The sequence below is a fragment of the Actinokineospora spheciospongiae genome, assembly GCF_003182415.1.
GTDB classification, from domain to species: Bacteria; Actinomycetota; Actinomycetes; order Mycobacteriales; family Pseudonocardiaceae; genus Actinokineospora; species Actinokineospora spheciospongiae.
This window is the reverse complement of the sequence record NZ_QHCP01000003.1, coordinates 363,698-379,979: the sequence shown is the minus strand read 5'-3', so window position 1 is coordinate 379,979 and position 16,282 is coordinate 363,698. Positions and strand designations below refer to the sequence as shown.

General features: G+C 74.3%; 13 protein-coding genes. 8 read left to right on the top strand and 5 right to left on the bottom strand.

From position 1 onward, the window contains the following. Positions 1-131 precede the first annotated feature (131 nt). The 4 genes from DFQ13_RS09310 (at position 132) to DFQ13_RS09295 (ending at position 5,730) form a co-directional block, all read left to right on the top strand. Positions 132-1,256 carry a hypothetical protein gene (locus DFQ13_RS09310; protein ID WP_110079503.1) on the top strand — a complete coding sequence of 375 codons (1,125 nt, stop codon included), beginning with the start codon at positions 132-134 and terminating at the stop codon, positions 1,254-1,256. 203 nt (positions 1,257-1,459) lie between these two features. Next, positions 1,460-2,380 carry a hypothetical protein gene (locus DFQ13_RS09305; protein ID WP_110079502.1) on the top strand — a complete coding sequence of 307 codons (921 nt, stop codon included), beginning with the start codon at positions 1,460-1,462 and terminating at the stop codon, positions 2,378-2,380. A 223-nt stretch (positions 2,381-2,603) separates the two neighbouring features. Further along, a complete protein-coding gene (locus DFQ13_RS09300) occupies positions 2,604-3,941 on the top strand; it encodes a serine/threonine-protein kinase (protein ID WP_110079501.1) in 1,338 nt (445 codons plus the stop codon). A gap of 13 nt (positions 3,942-3,954) precedes the next feature. After that, on the top strand, positions 3,955-5,730 hold the full coding sequence (locus DFQ13_RS09295) for a serine/threonine-protein kinase (protein ID WP_110079500.1): 1,776 nt from the start codon (positions 3,955-3,957) through the stop codon (positions 5,728-5,730). 170 nt (positions 5,731-5,900) lie between these two features. Here the strand turns inward: DFQ13_RS09295 and DFQ13_RS09285 are convergent, their stop codons facing one another. Continuing rightward, a complete protein-coding gene (locus DFQ13_RS09285) occupies positions 5,901-6,791 on the bottom strand; it encodes a LysR family transcriptional regulator (RefSeq protein WP_110079499.1) in 891 nt (296 codons plus the stop codon). A 122-nt stretch (positions 6,792-6,913) separates the two neighbouring features. On the opposite strand from DFQ13_RS09285, the gene DFQ13_RS09280 reads away from it, so the two are divergent. Next, entirely contained in the window at positions 6,914-7,801 is an 888-nt protein-coding gene (locus DFQ13_RS09280; RefSeq protein WP_110079712.1) for a DMT family transporter, read from the top strand. On the opposite strand, the gene DFQ13_RS09275 is transcribed toward DFQ13_RS09280, so the two are convergent. Both DFQ13_RS09275 and DFQ13_RS09270 read right to left on the bottom strand, forming a co-directional pair. Then, positions 7,781-8,464, bottom strand: a complete 684-nt coding sequence (locus DFQ13_RS09275; RefSeq protein ID WP_035278011.1) for a response regulator — start codon at positions 8,462-8,464, stop codon at positions 7,781-7,783. The genes DFQ13_RS09280 and DFQ13_RS09275 overlap by 21 nt on opposite strands. Beyond that, positions 8,461-9,774, bottom strand: coding sequence for an ATP-binding protein (locus DFQ13_RS09270; protein WP_110079498.1), 1,314 nt, complete (start codon positions 9,772-9,774; stop codon positions 8,461-8,463). The genes DFQ13_RS09275 and DFQ13_RS09270 overlap by 4 nt, the downstream gene beginning before the upstream one ends. 75 nt (positions 9,775-9,849) lie before the next feature. On the opposite strand from DFQ13_RS09270, the gene DFQ13_RS09265 reads away from it, so the two are divergent. Together DFQ13_RS09265 and DFQ13_RS09260 are read left to right on the top strand one after the other, a co-directional pair. Further along, a complete protein-coding gene (locus DFQ13_RS09265) occupies positions 9,850-11,103 on the top strand; it encodes a PspC domain-containing protein (RefSeq protein WP_233438331.1) in 1,254 nt (417 codons plus the stop codon). Further along, positions 11,096-11,305, top strand: a complete 210-nt coding sequence (locus DFQ13_RS09260) for a hypothetical protein (protein WP_035278005.1) — start codon at positions 11,096-11,098, stop codon at positions 11,303-11,305. Before DFQ13_RS09265 ends, DFQ13_RS09260 begins: the two co-directional genes overlap by 8 nt. A 141-nt stretch (positions 11,306-11,446) precedes the next feature. Here DFQ13_RS09260 and guaA read toward each other — a convergent pair whose 3' ends face one another. Further along, on the bottom strand, positions 11,447-13,006 hold the full coding sequence (gene guaA, locus DFQ13_RS09255; protein ID WP_035278001.1) for a glutamine-hydrolyzing GMP synthase: 1,560 nt from the start codon (positions 13,004-13,006) through the stop codon (positions 11,447-11,449). 269 nt (positions 13,007-13,275) lie between these two features. Between guaA and DFQ13_RS09250 the strand changes: the two genes are divergently transcribed. After that, entirely contained in the window at positions 13,276-14,733 is a 1,458-nt protein-coding gene (locus DFQ13_RS09250; RefSeq protein ID WP_110079496.1) for an aldehyde dehydrogenase family protein, read from the top strand. A gap of 27 nt (positions 14,734-14,760) precedes the next feature. Here DFQ13_RS09250 and DFQ13_RS09245 read toward each other — a convergent pair whose 3' ends face one another. Then, on the bottom strand, positions 14,761-16,203 hold the full coding sequence (locus DFQ13_RS09245) for an FAD-binding oxidoreductase (protein ID WP_325050914.1): 1,443 nt from the start codon (positions 16,201-16,203) through the stop codon (positions 14,761-14,763). Positions 16,204-16,282: the final 79 nt, after the last annotated feature.

The window sequence follows — 16,282 nt, the reverse complement described above, 5'->3', positions numbered from 1 at the left end:
GAAATTCACTCGGAAGCGTGAGCTGACCAGCGAGAACGGGGCGCGGAGGAAAACCCTCGGCAACGACCTAGGCTGGCGCTCCTGCCGGCCGGGGTCGCCCTGGCCGGACACCGACCGAGGAGTCCGCGCGCATGGCGAGCACGGGGGAACGGGGCAGGCACCGGCTGACCGAGGCGGAGCCCGCGTGGCCCGAGGACGACCGGGCCGAGGCCGACGGCTGGCCGGGCGCGGCGGGCGACTGGGCGGGGTCGGCGGGCGACTGGGACGGCGGGCCGGGCGACTGGCCCGACCGGGCGGACGACTGGGACGACGGCGTGGCCGTCTGGACCCCCGGCGCGGACAGCAGGGCCGACCGGGCGGACGACCGGACCGACCGGACCGGCGCCGACGCCGACACGGTGGTGCTGCCGCTGCCGGTCGTGCTGCTGCCCGAGCCCGCCTCGCGCCGCGACGGCCCGGCGACCGGGTTGGCCAAGTTCGACCTGGGCACCATCCCGGCCTCGGTCACCCCGCCGCGAAGCTGGCGGCGGGCGGCCTGGTTCTCGGTGAGCGCGGCCATCCTGGTGGTGGTCGGCCTGTCGTTCGCGGCCGTGGTGCTGATGAGCGCCCCCCGCGACCCCGGCCAGGTGGACGCCCTGCCCGGCCTGCCCAGCGGTGAGCCGCTGCAACCCGACGTGTCCACGACGGCGACGGACCGGGAGCCCAACACGGTCCGGGAGAACCCGACGACCTCGCCGGCCCCGTCCCCCGGTCAGCGGAGCCGGTCGGCGGGCCCGACGGCGTCCGCCCCGGCCGGGGGTCCCGAGGACCCCGCGGACCCGGCGGACCCCCCCGGCCCGGCGGACCCGACGGTGACCGCGCGGCCCAGCGCCACCGCGAGCAGGCCCACGAGCGGGCCGGTGGAGCCGTCGCGCACCACCGTGAGCGGTGCGGCGCTGCTGTCCGCGCAGACCGACCCCGGGGCCATGGGCGACCGCACCGAGCAGTACTTCCGGAAGGTGGTCGAGGACGCCGCCGCCGCCTACGCGCTGACCTCGGGTTCGCTGCGGCAGGCCGGGCCGGAGGCGATCGAGCAGCGCTACGCCTCGGTCGAGCGGATCGAGGTGACCGGCATCGAGATCGACCCGGTGCGGTCCACCACCCGGGCGTCGCTGCGGGTGGTGGGCAAGGACGGCAGCGTCACCGAGATGCAGCGGGAACTGACGTTCAGCACCGGCTCGAACCCGAAGATCATCGCGGAGCGGCCGGTGTCGTGAGCGGGCGGGCGGTGAGTTCGATTGGTCCGAATGCTGCCGTAACAGCGTTACCAATCTCTTACGCTGCGTCACGGTTGCTCTTTTAGAGTGAATCCGATCGCCAGCTATTTTCTCGATCGGGTGAAGAGCCGAGAAAGAGTGGTGGGAAGCCGTCCCGTTCCGGTACGAGTTCCCGAAAGCCACCCGAGCGGAGGAAAGCGGCAGTGGACCGTCCGAAGACCGGCACCCCCGGCAGGCGCCGCCTGCGCACCGGTTCGGTCCGCGTCACGGAGCTGATCGGCGGGCGGCGGATTCGCATCCCCGAACCCGCCGCACCGCCCGCGGGCGAGAACGCGCGCCCCCGGCCGTCGGTGATCGACGGCCCGGACGCGCTGCGCGGCCCGGTGGCCGGTCCCGCCGACGACCAGGCCACGGTCCGGTTCGACCGCGTCCGCACCGGTGACACCGACACCCTCGAGATCGCCCCGGAGGCGAGCGCGCCGCCGGTCAGGTCCTCCCGGGCCGCCAGGGTGGCCCAGGCCGCGGTCCTCGGGTTGGCCGTGGCCGCGCTCTGCGGGGCCGTGGCGGTCGCCGCCGTGGTCACCAGGCAGCGCGCCGCCGACAGCGCCGACAACCGCCCCAGCCTGCAGATCACCGGTGAGCGGGCGCTGCTGCCGGACCGGTTCGTCGCCGCCTACACCGACACCGGGCGCAGGGCCCGGATCGCCCCGCCGACCACCGCCGCCGCGCCCGACCGCCGGGTCGTCGCCCGCACCACCGAGGCGGAGGGCTCGACCAGCCCGGCGAACAGCCTGCCCGCGGCGCGGCCGGTGGTGTCCCCGCGCGACGTGGTGCTGGAGTTCTACCGGCTGGTGCCCGAAGACCCGTCGGCCGCGTTCGACCTGGTCGCCGGTGCCGCGCTGGGCACCAGCCGGGCGGAGTTCACGGCCGCGTACCGGGCGGTCCGCGAGGTCAGCGTCGTGTCGGTCGAGGCCGGTGCGGCCGAGCGGGGCGAGGTCCTGGCCGTGGTGGTGCTCACCCTCGACGACGGCGCCACCCTGCGGGTGCGCCAGCTACTGACGGTGAGCGGAACGGCTCCGCAGCGCATTTCCGACGCCGAGCTGCTCGCGGTGCAGCCGCAGTAGCCGGGCGATTGGTCTCGGACGCCGGGCGATTGTGACAATATGTAGCCGTTGGCCAGCAGGCTCGCCCGCGCGGGACTGCGTTCATGCGCGGTGCGTGAGCGCCTAGCCTGGAGCGGTCGGACACCCGGCGCCGGTGGTGCACCCGCGTGCCGGGTGGCCGCGTGCCGTGAGACTGAGACGTAGCGCCCGCCATCCCCAGCGGGCTAGGGAGGTTCCGGTCGGGATGAGCGATGAGGGCCGGCTGGTAGCCGGGCGCTACCGGCTGGAACGACGCATCGGTGCCGGTGCCATGGGTGTGGTGTGGCAGGCGCTCGACGAGCGGCTGAACCGCACGGTCGCGGTGAAGAAGCTGCTGCTGCCCCCCGGCCTGCCGCCGGACGAGGCCGACGAGGCGGTGGCCCGCTGCAAGCGCGAGGGCCGCATCGCCGCCCGGCTGCACCACCCGAACGCCATCGCGGTGTTCGACGTGGTGGACGAGGACGGCGCCCCCTGCCTGATCATGGAGTACCTGCCCTCGGACAGCCTGGCGATCGCGCTGAACGAGCGCGGGCCGCTGCCGGTGGCCGAGGTGGCCAGGATCGGCGCGCAGGTGGCCGCCGCGCTGGCCGCCGCGCACGCGGCCGGGATCGTGCACCGCGACATCAAGCCGGGCAACATCCTGCTCGGCGACGACGGCTCGGTGAAGATCACCGACTTCGGCATCTCCCGGGCCACCGACGACGTCACGGTCACCAAGACCGGGCTGATCGCGGGCACCCCGGCCTACCTGGCGCCCGAGGTGGCCGTCGGCCGCGAGCCCTCGGCCGCCTCCGACGTGTTCTCCCTGGGGTCGACGCTCTACGCGGCGGCCGAGGGCGAGCCGCCGTTCGGGCTCAGCGAGAACACCCTGGGCCTGCTGCACGCGGTGGCCTCCGGCAAGATCAACCCGCCGGTGCAGTCCGGGCCGCTGACCGCCGTGCTGATCTCGCTGCTGGCGCTGGAGACCGAGGCCCGGCCGTCCGCGGCCGAGGCGCGGGACCTGCTCGCCGCGGTGGCGCGCGGGGAGGACCCGGACGTGCCGCCGCCCACGGTCGCCGTGGCCGCGGCGGCGGTCCCCGACGAGGCGACCAGGGTGGTCGGCACCACCAACCCGACGTCGGTGGTGCGCAGGCCCGGTACGGTCGCCACGGCACCGCCGCCGGTCAAGTCGCACAAGCCGCTGGTGTTCGCCAGCGCCGGGGTGGCGGCGATCCTGGCCGTGGGCACCTGGTTGGTGCTCACGACCCAGCGGGCACCCGCGGACCAGCAGGACATCCCGGCCAAGGTCGACACCCCGCCCGCGTCGACGTCGGTGCTCGCCCCGGTCACCACGACCACCCCGCCGGAGCGCACCACGCGACCGGTCCAGCGGACCACGACCGCGGCGCCCACGACGACCGCCGAGACCACCACGACCACCGAGCCCACCACGACCACGACGACCCCCAGCAGGCCGACGACCACGGTGGAACCGACCACGACCACGCAGGCCGAAACCACCACGACGACCCCCGCGCCCCCGACGCAGGCAGACGCACCGTGAGCCAGGAGCCCCAATGACCAGCGAGCAGACCTTGGTCGCCGGGCGGTACCAGCTCGGCGCGCGCATCGGCGCGGGCGCCATGGGCGTGGTCTGGCAGGCGCACGACCAGCGGCTGCACCGCACCGTGGCGGTCAAGCAGCTCCTGCCGCAGCCCGGCGTCAGCGAGGAGCTGAACGAGGAGGCCCGGCTGCGCGCGATGCGCGAGGGCCGCATCGCCGCCCGGCTGGCGCACCCGAACGCGATCACCGTCTACGACGTGGTCGAGCACGACAACGAGCCGTGGCTGGTCATGGAGTACCTGCCGTCGAAGAGCCTGGCCGGGGTGCTCAACGAGCGGGAGACGCTGCCGCCCGCCGAGGCCGCCCGGATCGGCGCGCAGGTGGCCGCCGCGCTGGTCGCCGCGCACGCCGCCGGGATCGTGCACCGCGACGTCAAGCCCGCCAACGTGCTGCTCGGCGAGGACGGCAACACGGTCAAGATCACCGACTTCGGCATCTCCCGCGCCACCGGCGACGTCACGGTCACCGCCACCGGGATGCTCGCGGGCACCCCGGCCTACCTGGCGCCCGAGGTGGCCAAGGGCGAGCAGCCGACGTCGGCGGCGGACGTGTTCTCCCTCGGCTCGACGCTCTACACCGCGGTCGAGGGGCACTCCCCGTTCGGGCTGAGCGAGAACACCCTGGCGCTGTTGTACGCGGTGGCCGCGGGCAAGGTCATGCCACCGCGGCAGGCCGGTCCGCTGACCGCGCTGCTGATGCAACTGCTGCGCGCGGACCCGACCGAGCGGCCGACGATGACCGCCGCCAAGGAGGCGCTGACGGCGGTGGCCGAGGGCAGGCCGCTGCCGCAGGCGGCACTGGCCCACCAGCGCACCGAGCCGTACGCCAAGCCCGCCCCGCGCCCCAACCAGGCCGCGCCGATGCCCCCGATGGGCACCCCGCCGGGCGGCCTGGCCACGGGCGCCCCGCCGCAGGGCCACCCCGGCACCCGGCTGGACGTGCACCCGTTCACCGAGCCCAAGCCCTCGGGCCCGATGCAGGCACTGCGCCACCAGGACCAGCAGCGCCACCAGGACCAGCAGCCGATGCGCGGCGCGCAGCCGATGCCGATGCCCCCGCGCACCAACGGCCGCCCGCCCGCGGGCAACCCGGCCGTGGGCAACCGCAGACCCGCGGGGCAACCCCCCAAGCGCAAACCCGCCGCGAAGCCCGTCCCGGCCAAGCGCGACACCAGGACGATCGTGCTGACGGTGTTGGCGATCATCGCGGCGATCCTGGTGGGCATCCTCGGCGCGAGCCTGGTCAACGGCGGCAAGAACAACTCCGGCGCCCCCGGCCCGCAGATCGCCCCGGAGACCTCGGCGCAGACCACCACCACCAAGCCCACCGCCCAGCCGGTCACCACCGCCGCCAAGAAGACGACCACAACCACCACGACGACCGCGACCACCACCACGACGCCGCCGGAAGCCCCCTCGGCCGGGGATTACGAGGCGGCCGTGCGCAACTACTACGCCTTCCTGCCCGGCAACCCGGAGGGCGCCTGGGCCCTGCTGAGCGAGAAGGCGCAGAAGAAGTCCGGCGGCTTCGAGAAGTTCAAGAAGTTCTACGACCGCATGACGTCGGTCCGCCTGGAAAGCGTGCAGACCGACGACGACAAGGTGTCGGCGGTGATCGAGTTCACCCCCAAGGACGGCAAGGTCTCCCGAGAGCCCTACGTCTACGAGGTCTCCGAGGACAACGGCACCTTCAAGATCGACGACTACGACCAGGGCTCCCGCCGCGGCTAGGGCCTGCCCGCAAAGCCAGCCCCACGAACCGGTGGCCCGGCGACGACGACCGGGTTCGCCGAACTGCTCGCGCAGCGCATGCGCTCCCGCGTGCTGACCCCGCCCCACCCGGCTTCGCGGGCACGCCGCGGGTGCCGGGCGTGGACTCCACCCGCGCCCTCGCGGCGGCTCTACGCGGCAGCCGCCCGCAGGGCGTCCAGCAGACCGCGCAGCGCGGGTTGCGGCTCAGCCGATTCCCGCACCGCCGCGAAGATCGCCCGGATGGGCTCCGGTCGCCGCACCGGTCGCACCACCACCCCCGCGTGCCGGTTGCCCAGCCCCATCCTCGGGATGAGGCACACCCCCAGCCCGGCCGCCACGAACCCCTGCGCCGTGGCGTAGTCCTCGCTCTCCACCACGACGTCCGGGGAGAACCCGGCCGCCGCGCAGGCGTCGACGACGATCCGGTGGCAGGGCCCGGACGGGAACTCGTTGCCCACCCAGGGTTCCTCGGCGAGGTCGGCCAGGTCCAGGCAGCGCTTGGCCGCCAGCCGGTGCCCGCGCGGCAGCACCACCCGGTACGGGTCGTCGAGCAGGTGGGTGAGCACGACGCCGCGCGGGAGCTCCGGTCGCGGGTGGATGATGATCGCCAGGTCGGCGCGGCCCTCGGCCACCTCGGGCAGCGGGTCCTCCGGGTCGATCAGCTTGAGGTCGACGCGGACGCCGGGGTGCTCGGCGCGCAGGGCGGCGAGCGCGGGCGGGACCAGGGCGGCGCCCGCGGTCGCGAAGCAGCGGATGGCCAGGTGCCCGGTGCGGCCCGCGCGCAGGTCGGCCAGGGCGGTCTCGGCCTCGGCCAGGTGCCTGCCGATGATCGCGGCGTGCTCGGTGAGCAGCCGCCCGGCGGCGGTGGGGCGCACGCCGCGGCCGACCCGCTCCAGCAGCGCGGTGCCCGCCTGCTTCTCCAGCACCGCGATCTGCTGGCTGACCGCGGAGGGCGTGCAGCCCAGGTTCGCGGCCGCCGCCGTCACCGACCCGCTGGTCACCACCGCCCGCAACACCTGCATCCGCCGCACGTCGAGCATGTAGCGGAGCTTAACGGTTCGTGCACGACAATTCGCTTGTCCTGCCAGAAGAGCTGCGAGAGCGTGGTGAGCAGACCACGGAGGAGGCAGCGGTGAACGGCGGACGCGCGACCCTGGTGCGGATGGGGGTGCTGGCCCTGCTGTGGGGGTCGAGCTTCCTGTGGATCAAGCTGGCGCTTGGCGGCCTGCCGCCCGCGTGGATCAGCGCGGTGCGCTGCGTGCTCGGGGCGCTGGTGGTGCTGGGGCTGTGCGCGTGGGGGCGGCACCGGCTGCCGGGGTCGGTGCGGACCTGGGGCCACCTGGCGGTGGCGGCGTTCTTCGGCAGCGCCCTGCCGTTCCTGCTCTTCGCCGTCGGCGAGCTGACCGTCGACTCCGGGGTCGCGGGGGTCCTCAACTCCACGACCCCGCTGTGGGCGCTGCTGATCGGGATCGTGATCGGCACCGACCGCGGCCTGTCCCCGGTGCGGCTGGGCGGGCTGCTGGTGGGCTTCGCCGGGACGGTCCTCATCTTCGCGCCGTGGCAGACCACGGGCCTGGCGAGCTGGGGCTCGGTGGCAATCCTCGCCGGGGCGGCCAGCTACGCCGTCGCCTACGCCTACGTCGCCCGCAAGCTCTCCAACCGAGGCACCTCCCCGATCGCCCTCTCCGGCGCCCAACTGACCGCCGCGGCGGCCATGGGCCTGCTCACCCTCCCGTTCAGCGACACCGCTTCCATCTCGCTGACCCCCACCGTCCTGGTCGCGATCGGCGTCCTGGGCGTCCTCGGCACCGGCGTGGCGTTCGCCATCAACTACCGCCTGATCGCCGACGAGGGCGCCACCCAGGCGACGACGGTCGGCTACCTGCTGCCGGTGGTGTCGGTGCTGCTGGGCGCACTGTTCCTGCACGAGCCGCTGAACGCGCGGGTCGTGGCGGGGATGGTCGTGGTGCTCGCGGGCGTGGCGATGACCCGGTTCCGGCCCCGGCCGGTGCCCGCCCCGGCCCCCGTCCTAGACCAGGCGGCGGTCTGAGGCCCAGCGGGACAGCTCGTAGCGGTTGGAGAGCTGGGTCTTGCGCAGCACGCTCGACACGTGGGTCTCCACCGTCTTCACCGAGATGAACAGCTCGGAGGCGATCTCCTTGTAGGCGTAGCCGCGGGCCAGCAGCCGGAGCACGTCGCGCTCCCGGGGGGTGAGCAGGTCGAGTTCCGGGTCGTTGATCGGGGCGGCGCCGGGGCGGTCGGCGAAGGCGTCGAGGACGAAACCGGCCAGCCTCGGGGAGAACACCGCGTCGCCGTCGCGGACGCGCTGGACGGCGGTGGCGAGTTCGGTGCTGGAGATGGTCTTGGTGACGTAGCCGCGGGCGCCCGCGCGGATGACCGCGATGACGTCCTCGGCGGCGTCGGAGACCGACAGGGCCAGGAAGACGACCTCGGGGTTGGCCTTGCGGGCGCGGCGCAGGACCTCGGCGCCGCCGCCGTCGGGCATGTGCACGTCGAGCAGCACCACGTCGGGGCGGTGGTGGGCGATGCCCGCGACCGCCTCGCCGACGCTGCCCGCCTCGCCGACGACCTCGACGGCGTCGGTGACGGTGTCCAGCTCGGCGCGGACCCCCGCGCGGAACATGCTGTGGTCGTCGACCAGGTAGACGCGGACGGGGGGCTTGGCCGGGGCGGCCTGCTCTGGCTCGGTCATGGGCTCACTTTCGCGCGGGGCATGTCCAACTGGACCTCGGTGCCGTCCCCGGGTGCGGTGCGCAACCGGATCTCGCCGCCGTTGCGCTCCATCCTGCCCCGGATCGAGTCGGCGAGCCCGTGCCGGTCCTGCGGCACCGCGCCCGGGTCGAAGCCCCGGCCGCGGTCGCGGACGAAGACGGTGACCTTCTCCGGTTCGACCTCGGCGTAGACCGACACCTCGCCCACCCCGGCGTGCTTGGCGGCGTTGACCATCGCCTCGCGGGCGGCGAGCACCATCGACACCAGCCGCTCGTCGAGTTCGCAGTCGCCGACCACCACGTGCTGCACCTTGATGGCGAAGCTGTCCTCGACCTCCCCGGCGGCGCGCTCGAAGGCCGCGGCCAGCGTGCCGTGGTCCATGCCCTCGTGCAGGGAGCGGCCGTACCCGGAGGGCCCGTAGAGCCAGCTACGTAGCTGCCGCTCCTGGCCGCGGGCCAGGCGCAGCACCTCGCGCGGGGCCTCGGACTGCTTCTGGATCAGGGCGAGGGTCTGCAACACCGAGTCGTGCAGGTGCGCGGCGATCTCGGCGCGCTCCTCGGTGCGGATGCGGGCGCGCCGCTCCTCCCCCAGGTCGCGGACCAGCCGCAGCCACCACGGCACGGTCAGCACGGCCACGCCCGCCAGCGCGGCCAGCACCGCGAGCAGGGCGAACTGGAACTGGTCCAGGCCGATGCTGCGCAGCAGGAAGATCACGATCCCGGCGACCACCAGCAGCGCCCCCGCGGCCACCCGGACGCCGCCCGCCCGGCCCCCGCCGAGCACCGCGCCGGTGACCCGGCGCCGCTGCGCCTGGTCGGCCTCCCGCCAGACCAGCACGGCCCCCGCCAGCGCCACCCCGATGCCGCCCGCGATCCAGCCGCTGACCATCCCGGACAGCGTGCCCGCCCCGACCGCCAGCCCCGCCCCCACGGCGACCAGGCCGAACGCCTGCTGCCGCTCCCGGGAGGACACGGCGGGCCCCTGCAGGTCCGACGGCGCCTGCGCGCCCGCCACCCACAGCAGCCCGTAGGCGGCGATGCCCGCCCCGCCCAGCGCCGCGAGCAGCGCGAAGGTGATGCGCACCCACAGCACGCCGACGCCGAGGTGGTCGGCTATGCCCCCGGCGACCCCGGCGATGGCGCGGCCGTCCCGGCGGCGGTAGAAGCGGACCTCGTCCGCCACCGCCACCGCGTCGGGTGCCGAGCGCTCGATCTCCGCCTCCGGTGTCGTCTGCTCCTCGAGCCGCGTACTCACACCGAGGATGCTCACACAACGCCCCCGGCGCCACATCGGGGTCGGACCCTGATGCGGGTTCAGGGTCGGTCCCGGATGTGCCCGGCGGCCCCGCCGACCAGAGTATTCACCGTGAGTGGGAAAACGACAGAGCAGGACAGCAGCGTGGAGGACACGCTCAAGGACTTCTGGGCGACCCGACCGAGGCGGCCCCGCCGGGGGCGCAAGGTCGCGGGCGTCGCGGCGGCGATCGGGGAGCGCTACCGCATCGACCCCGTCATCGCACGGGTGGGTTTCGTGGTCGCGGCCGTCTTCGGCGGCGCGGGCGTGGTGCTCTACCTGCTGGGGTGGCTGTTCTTCCCGGAGGAGGGGGACGAGACCTCACCGGCGGAGTCGCTGCTGGGCAAGGGGCGCAGCTCCACCTCGCAGCACGTCACCATCGGCCTGTGCATCGCGCTGATCCCGGCGTTCAGCTGGTTCATCGACAACGACGCCACCACCTACATCGGCATCGCGGTCGTGGCGGGGATGCTGTTCCTGCTGCACCGCAACCGGTCGCACCTGGGCACGGTGCCGACCGCGCGGCCGGAGCAGACCACGGAGTCCTTCGAGTCCCACCAGGTCTTCGGGGCCACCGCGGCGCAGCAGACCGCCGACGAGCCGGCCCAGCCGACCGGTCCGCCCGCCTGGGACCCGCTGGGTGCCGCGCCCTTCGCGTGGGACCTGCCCGAGCCCAGCCCGGCCGCACCGGAGCAGCGGCTGCCGGTGCGGCGGGAGCGGCGGTCGAAGGCGGGGGTGATCACCCTGGCGGTCGTCGTGCTGGCCGCGGGGGTGGCGGCGGCGATCGGCCCGAGCGACGCGGGCTGGTTCAGCCCGCGCCACGTCGTGGGCCTGCTGCTGGCGGTGCTGGGGTTGGGCATGGTGTTCAGCTCGTTCACCCGCAGCGGGCGGGGCCTGATCGCGCTGGCGCTGCCGCTGGCCGGGATCGGCATCGCGCTGACGGTGTTCTTCCCGCAGGGCATCCGCGCCGACGGCATCGGGGAGATTAACGCCAAGCCGACGACGCTGGAGGAGGTCCAGGCTGAGTACCGGCGCAACATCGGCTCGCTCGACATCGACCTCACCGCCCTGCCCGCCACCGGGTCGGTCACCACCGAGGTGCACGCGGACGTGGGCAGCGTCGTGGTCCGGGTGCCGGAGAACGCGGACGTGGCGGTGCGCTGCTCGGCCGGGGTCGGCACGGTGACCTGCCTGGGCGCGACCATGGACGGGACCTCCCCGAACGTCGACAAGACCGACTTCGGCGCCGACGGCGAGGGCGGGCTCAAGATCGATCTGGTGGCGGGCGTGAACGGCCCCGGGGACGTGGAGGTGCGGCGTGGCTGAGCGCGACGGGGTCCGGCGGGGGCCGGACGTGCTGGTGCTGATCGCGGGTCTGCTGACCCTGGGGGCCTCGGCTTTCGTGCTCACCGACGGGGCGAGCTGGTTCCCGGCGGTGGACGGTCGCTGGTTCGTCGCGGGGGTGGCGGTGCTGGTGGGGGTGGCGCTGCTGGCCTCCGGCAGGGGCCGGGGGCGCGGGGGGTGCTGACCGGGGTGCGGCTGTCGGCGTAGGGGCGCAGGCAGCCGCATTCCCCTGCCCACGGGGGAACCGCTCACACAACGGGGAAGGACCCGGCCGGGATTCGGCCGGGTCCTTCCCCGTCTCAGCACCACCGGCCGGGCGGTGGCGCTACTCCCACTCGATGGTGCCCGGGGGCTTGCTCGTCACGTCGAGGACCACGCGGTTCACGTCCGCGACCTCGTTGGTGATCCGGGTGGAGACGCGCTCCAGCGTCTCGTACGGCAGGCGGGTCCAGTCGGCGGTCATCGCGTCCTCGCTGGACACCGGGCGCAGCACGACCGGGTGACCGTAGGTGCGGCCGTCGCCCTGGACGCCGACGCTGCGGACGTCGGCCAGCAGCACCACCGGGCACTGCCAGATGTCGCGGTCGAGACCGGCGGCGGTCAACTCCTCCCTGGCGATGGCGTCGGCGGCGCGCAGGATCTCCAGGCGCTCCGCGGTGACCTCGCCGATGATGCGGATGCCCAGGCCGGGACCGGGGAACGGCTGGCGTTGCACGATGGTCTCCGGCAGCCCCAACTCGGTGCCGACCCGGCGGACCTCGTCCTTGAACAGCGCGCGCAGCGGCTCGACCAACTCGAAGTCGAGGTCCTCGGGCAGGCCGCCGACGTTGTGGTGGCTCTTGATGTTCGCCGCGCCGGTGCCGCCGCCGGACTCCACCACGTCCGGGTAGAGGGTGCCCTGGACCAGGTAGCGGTACTTGTCGCCGCCCGCCTCGGCCTGCAGGTCCAGCTCCGCCTGTTCGAACACGCGGATGAACTCGCGGCCGATGATCTTGCGCTTCTGCTCCGGGTCGGTCACCCCGGCCAGCGCGGCGAGGAACCGCTCGCGGGCGTCCACGGTCACCAGGCGCACGCCGGTCGCGGAGACGTAGTCGCGCTCCACCTGGGCGCGCTCGCCCGCGCGCAGCAGGCCGTGGTCGACGAAGACGCAGGTGAGCCGGTCGCCGATGGCGCGGTGCACCAGGGCGGCGGCCACCGCGGAGTCCACGCCGCCGGACAGCCCGCAGATGGCCCGGCCGTCGCCGACCTGGGCGCGGACGCGCTCGACCTGCTCGTCGACGATGGAGGCGGTGGTCCAGCGCGGCGCCAGGCCCGCGACGTCGTGCAGGAAGCGGCGCAACACCTCCTGCCCGTGCGGGGAGTGGCCCACCTCCGGGTGGTACTGCACCCCGGCGAAGCGGCGCGCGGTGTCCTCGAACGCCGCGACCGGGGCACCGGCGGAGGACGCGGTGACGGTGAAGCCCTCGGGGGCCTTGGTCACGCAGTCGCCGTGGCTCATCCACACCGGGTGCCGGGCGGGCAGGGCGTCGTGCAGCACCCCGCCCTCGGCACCGAGGTCGGTGCGACCGTACTCGCGGGTGCCGGTGTGCTCGACGGTGCCGCCGAGCGCGCCCGCCATGGCCTGGAAGCCGTAGCAGATGCCGAACACCGGCACGCCCGCCTCGAACAGCGCCGGGTCGACCCGCGGGGCGCCCTCGGCGTAGACGCTGGAGGGACCGCCGGACAGCACGATCGCCGCCGGGTCCTTCGCCAGCATCTCCGCGACCGGCGTGGTGTGCGGCACGACCTCGGAGTAGACCTGCGCCTCGCGCACCCGGCGGGCGATGAGCTGCGCGTACTGCGCGCCGTAGTCCACGACCAGGACGGGCTTGTTCTCGTCTGACATGTGATGACTCCGCTTTCCCCGGGAGCAGGCGCACGAGCAGGACCCCACCCGGCACACAGCAGCCCAGCACTGTGTGCCGACCGGTCCCTCCCTGGGTTTCTCTCCCGGAGATGCCTGCCGGTGCCCACGTCCGCACCGGTTTTCCGTGACGCTCGAACCAGACCCGCACCCGCTCCGGGTGCGGCGGAACCCTAGTCACCACCGTCGGTCAGCCACCGCCATCGTAACTTGGCGAGCTTCCCGGCGGGCTCGGGCCTACGGTTGTCGGTATGAGCGTCGAAGAACACGCCGTCGTGGCCAAGCCGCGCCCGTTCTGGGTCGCGGGCAAGGCGGAGAGCAGCGAGGACACCTTCCAGGTGCGCCACCCGTACGACGGGACCGAGGTCGCCGCGGTGTCGGTGCCCTCACTCGATCAGGTGGAGCGGGCGGTCGCCGCGGCGACGGCGGTGGCCAAGGAGTTCCGCTCGACCCCGGCGCACGTGCGCGCCACCGCGCTCGACCACGTCTCGGCCGCGCTGGCCGAGCGGATCGAGGAGGTCGCCGAGACCATCACCGCCGAGAACGGCAAGCCGCTCAAGTGGGCGGAGGTGGAGGTGCACCGCGCGGTCTCCACGTTCCGCTTCGCCGCGGAGGAGGCGCGCAGGCACGTCGGTGAACTCCAGCGGCTCGACACCGACCCGGGCGGGGAGGGTCGGCTCGGGGTGATCCGGCGGCGCCCGCGCGGGCCGGTGCTGGCGGTGGCGCCGTTCAACTTCCCGCTGAACCTGGTCGCGCACAAGGTGGCGCCCGCGCTGGCGGTCGGCGCCCCGGTGATCGTCAAGCCCGCGTCGGCCACCCCGCTCTCGGCGCTGCTGCTCGGGGAGATCCTGGCCGAGACCGACCTGCCGGAAGGCGCGTTCTCGGTGCTGCCGGTGCGCGGGTCGGCAATGTCCACGCTCATCGAGGACCCCCGGCTGCCGGTCATCTCGTTCACCGGCTCCACCGGCGTCGGCTGGGGGATCATGGACTCGGCGCCGCGCAAGCACGTGGTGATGGAACTGGGCAGCAACAGCGCCGCCATCGTCTGCCCGGACTGGACCGACCTGGACCTGGCGGCGACGCGGATCGCCACCTTCGGCAACTACCAGGCCGGGCAGTCGTGCATCGCGGTGCAGCGGGTCATCGTGCACCGGTCGGTCGCCGGGGAATTCGTGCCGAAGCTGGTGGCCGCGGTCGAGGCCCTGCGCACCGGCGACCCGCACGACCCGGAGGTCGAGGTGGGCCCGCTGATCGACGAGGACAACGCCGAGCGGGTCGCGGGCTGGATCGCCGAGGCCGAGGCCGCGGGCGCGAAGGTCCTCACCGGCGGCACCCGCGACGGCGCCACCGTCGCCCCCACGGTGCTCGCCGACGTCCCCGCCGACGCCAAGGTCTGCCGCGAGGAGGTCTTCGGCCCGGTCCTGGTCGTGTCGACGGTCGACTCGGTCGAGGAGGCGTTCGAGCAGGCCAACAGCACCGACTACGGCCTCCAGGCGGGCGTGTTCACCCGCGACGTGCAACTGGCCTTCCGCGCGGCGGCGGAACTGGAGGTCGGCGGCGTGGTCATCGGCGACGTCCCGTCCTACCGGGCCGACCAGATGCCCTACGGCGGTGTGAAGGGCTCCGGCACCGGCCGCGAGGGCATCCGCTCGGCGATGGACGACTTCACCGAGGAGCAGACGATGGTCCTGTCGGACCTGCTGCTGTGACCGGCACCCGGGCCTGACCGCACCCGGTCAGGCCCGGATCGCCTGGGGGAAGGCGAAGACGGAGTCGGGGTCGTACCGGGCGGCGACGGTCGCGAGGCGGGGCAGGTTGGCGCCGTAGTAGGCGCCCGCCCAGTCGGGCATGGTGGGGTCGATGTAGTTGACGTAGCCGTCCTTCACGCCCAGGGCCGCGAGGCCGTCGCGGACCGCGGTCATGGCCCCGGGGTTGTGACCGCTCTGGAAGACCTGCACGGTCGCCAGGGCGCTGCGGTGCGGGAAGGCGCTGTCGGCGGGGGCGACTTCCGCGACCGCGCCGCCGAGGGAGTCGACGAGCAGGTCGAGTTCGGACGTCCCGTCGAGCAGGGCGGCGAGGGCGGTCGGGTCTGCCACCGGGGTGCTCAGGACCCGCGAGGACGCGGTGAAGGTCTGGCGGCGCACGGAGTCCGGGGAACACTCGGTGCAGCCAGCGTAGAACAGCATGGCGTCCAGGTAGGACCGTTCGACGACCTGGCGGCTGGTGGGTTTGGCGCCGGTGCGGGCGATCACGGCGTCCAGCAGCGGGTTGAGCCCGGCCGGGGTGCCGATGAAGCAGCCGCTGAGGTGCGCCCTGCGGCCCGCGCTGAGCGACACGGTCGACCACAGCTCGGCGGGCGAACCGGGCAGCCACTCCTGCCAGGCGGCGAAGACCTCCGGCGCGGCGCCCGCCGGGAACGCGGTGGCGAACGTGGTGACCCGCGGGGCGGGCTCGGTGCGGAAGGTGAACTCGGTGGCGATGCCGAAGTTCCCGCCCCCACCACCGCGCAGCGCCCAGAACAGGTCGGGCTCGCTGTCCGGCGCGGCCGTGCGCAGCGCCCCGTCGGCGGTGACGACCCGGACGGCGGTCAACCGGTCGCAGGTGAGGCCGTACTTGCGGGTCAGCACCCCGATGCCGCCACCGAGGGTCAGGCCCGCGATGCCGACGCTGGGGCAGGTACCCGCGGGCAGGCACCGCCCGGCCGCGGCGAGCGCCCGGTAGACCTCGATGAGCCGGGCCCCGGCCTGGACGGTGGCGATGCCGTCCGGGGCGACCCGCACCGCGGCCATCCCGCGCAGGTCGACGACGAGGCCGTTGTCCGGGGCGGAGTAGCCTGCGTAGCTGTGACCGCCGCTGCGGGCCGCGATCGGCAGGCGGGAGGCGCGGGCGGTGTCCACGCAGGCCCGCACGTGCTCGGCGGTAGCGACCCGGGCGACGGCCGCGGGGGTGCGGCTGTCGAAGTCGGGGCTGTAGAGGCGGTGCGCGGCGGTGAAACCGCGGTCGGCGGGCAGGCTGAGGGCCCCGTCGAGCCGGGCGCGGAGGGCGTCCCAATCTGGCGGGACGGGCGCCGGGCGGATGGTCGGCACGGTGGGTGGCGTGGTCGAGGGCACGGTGGTGGCCGGGTTCGTCGTGGGCTGCGCGTCCGGCGCACCGGTGCAGGCCGCCGCACCCCACGCCACAGCGCCCACTCCGGCCGCGCGGAGCAATGACCGCCTGCTGATCCCCGACATGTGCGCCTCCCGGCTCGATCCCACCACT

Coding starts and splice junctions, on each gene's coding strand:
- DFQ13_RS09300 (WP_110079501.1), top strand. CDS start 2,604: ATGAGCGATGAGGGCCGGCTGGTAGCCGGGCGCTACCGGCTGGAACGA.
- DFQ13_RS09280 (WP_110079712.1), top strand. CDS start 6,914: ATGGGGGTGCTGGCCCTGCTGTGGGGGTCGAGCTTCCTGTGGATCAAG.
- DFQ13_RS09295 (WP_110079500.1), top strand. CDS start 3,955: ATGACCAGCGAGCAGACCTTGGTCGCCGGGCGGTACCAGCTCGGCGCG.
- DFQ13_RS09275 (WP_035278011.1), bottom strand. CDS start 8,464: ATGACCGAGCCAGAGCAGGCCGCCCCGGCCAAGCCCCCCGTCCGCGTC.
- DFQ13_RS09270 (WP_110079498.1), bottom strand. CDS start 9,774: ATGTGGCGCCGGGGGCGTTGTGTGAGCATCCTCGGTGTGAGTACGCGG.
- DFQ13_RS09250 (WP_110079496.1), top strand. CDS start 13,276: ATGAGCGTCGAAGAACACGCCGTCGTGGCCAAGCCGCGCCCGTTCTGG.
- DFQ13_RS09285 (WP_110079499.1), bottom strand. CDS start 6,791: ATGCTCGACGTGCGGCGGATGCAGGTGTTGCGGGCGGTGGTGACCAGC.
- guaA (WP_035278001.1), bottom strand. CDS start 13,006: ATGTCAGACGAGAACAAGCCCGTCCTGGTCGTGGACTACGGCGCGCAG.
- DFQ13_RS09310 (WP_110079503.1), top strand. CDS start 132: ATGGCGAGCACGGGGGAACGGGGCAGGCACCGGCTGACCGAGGCGGAG.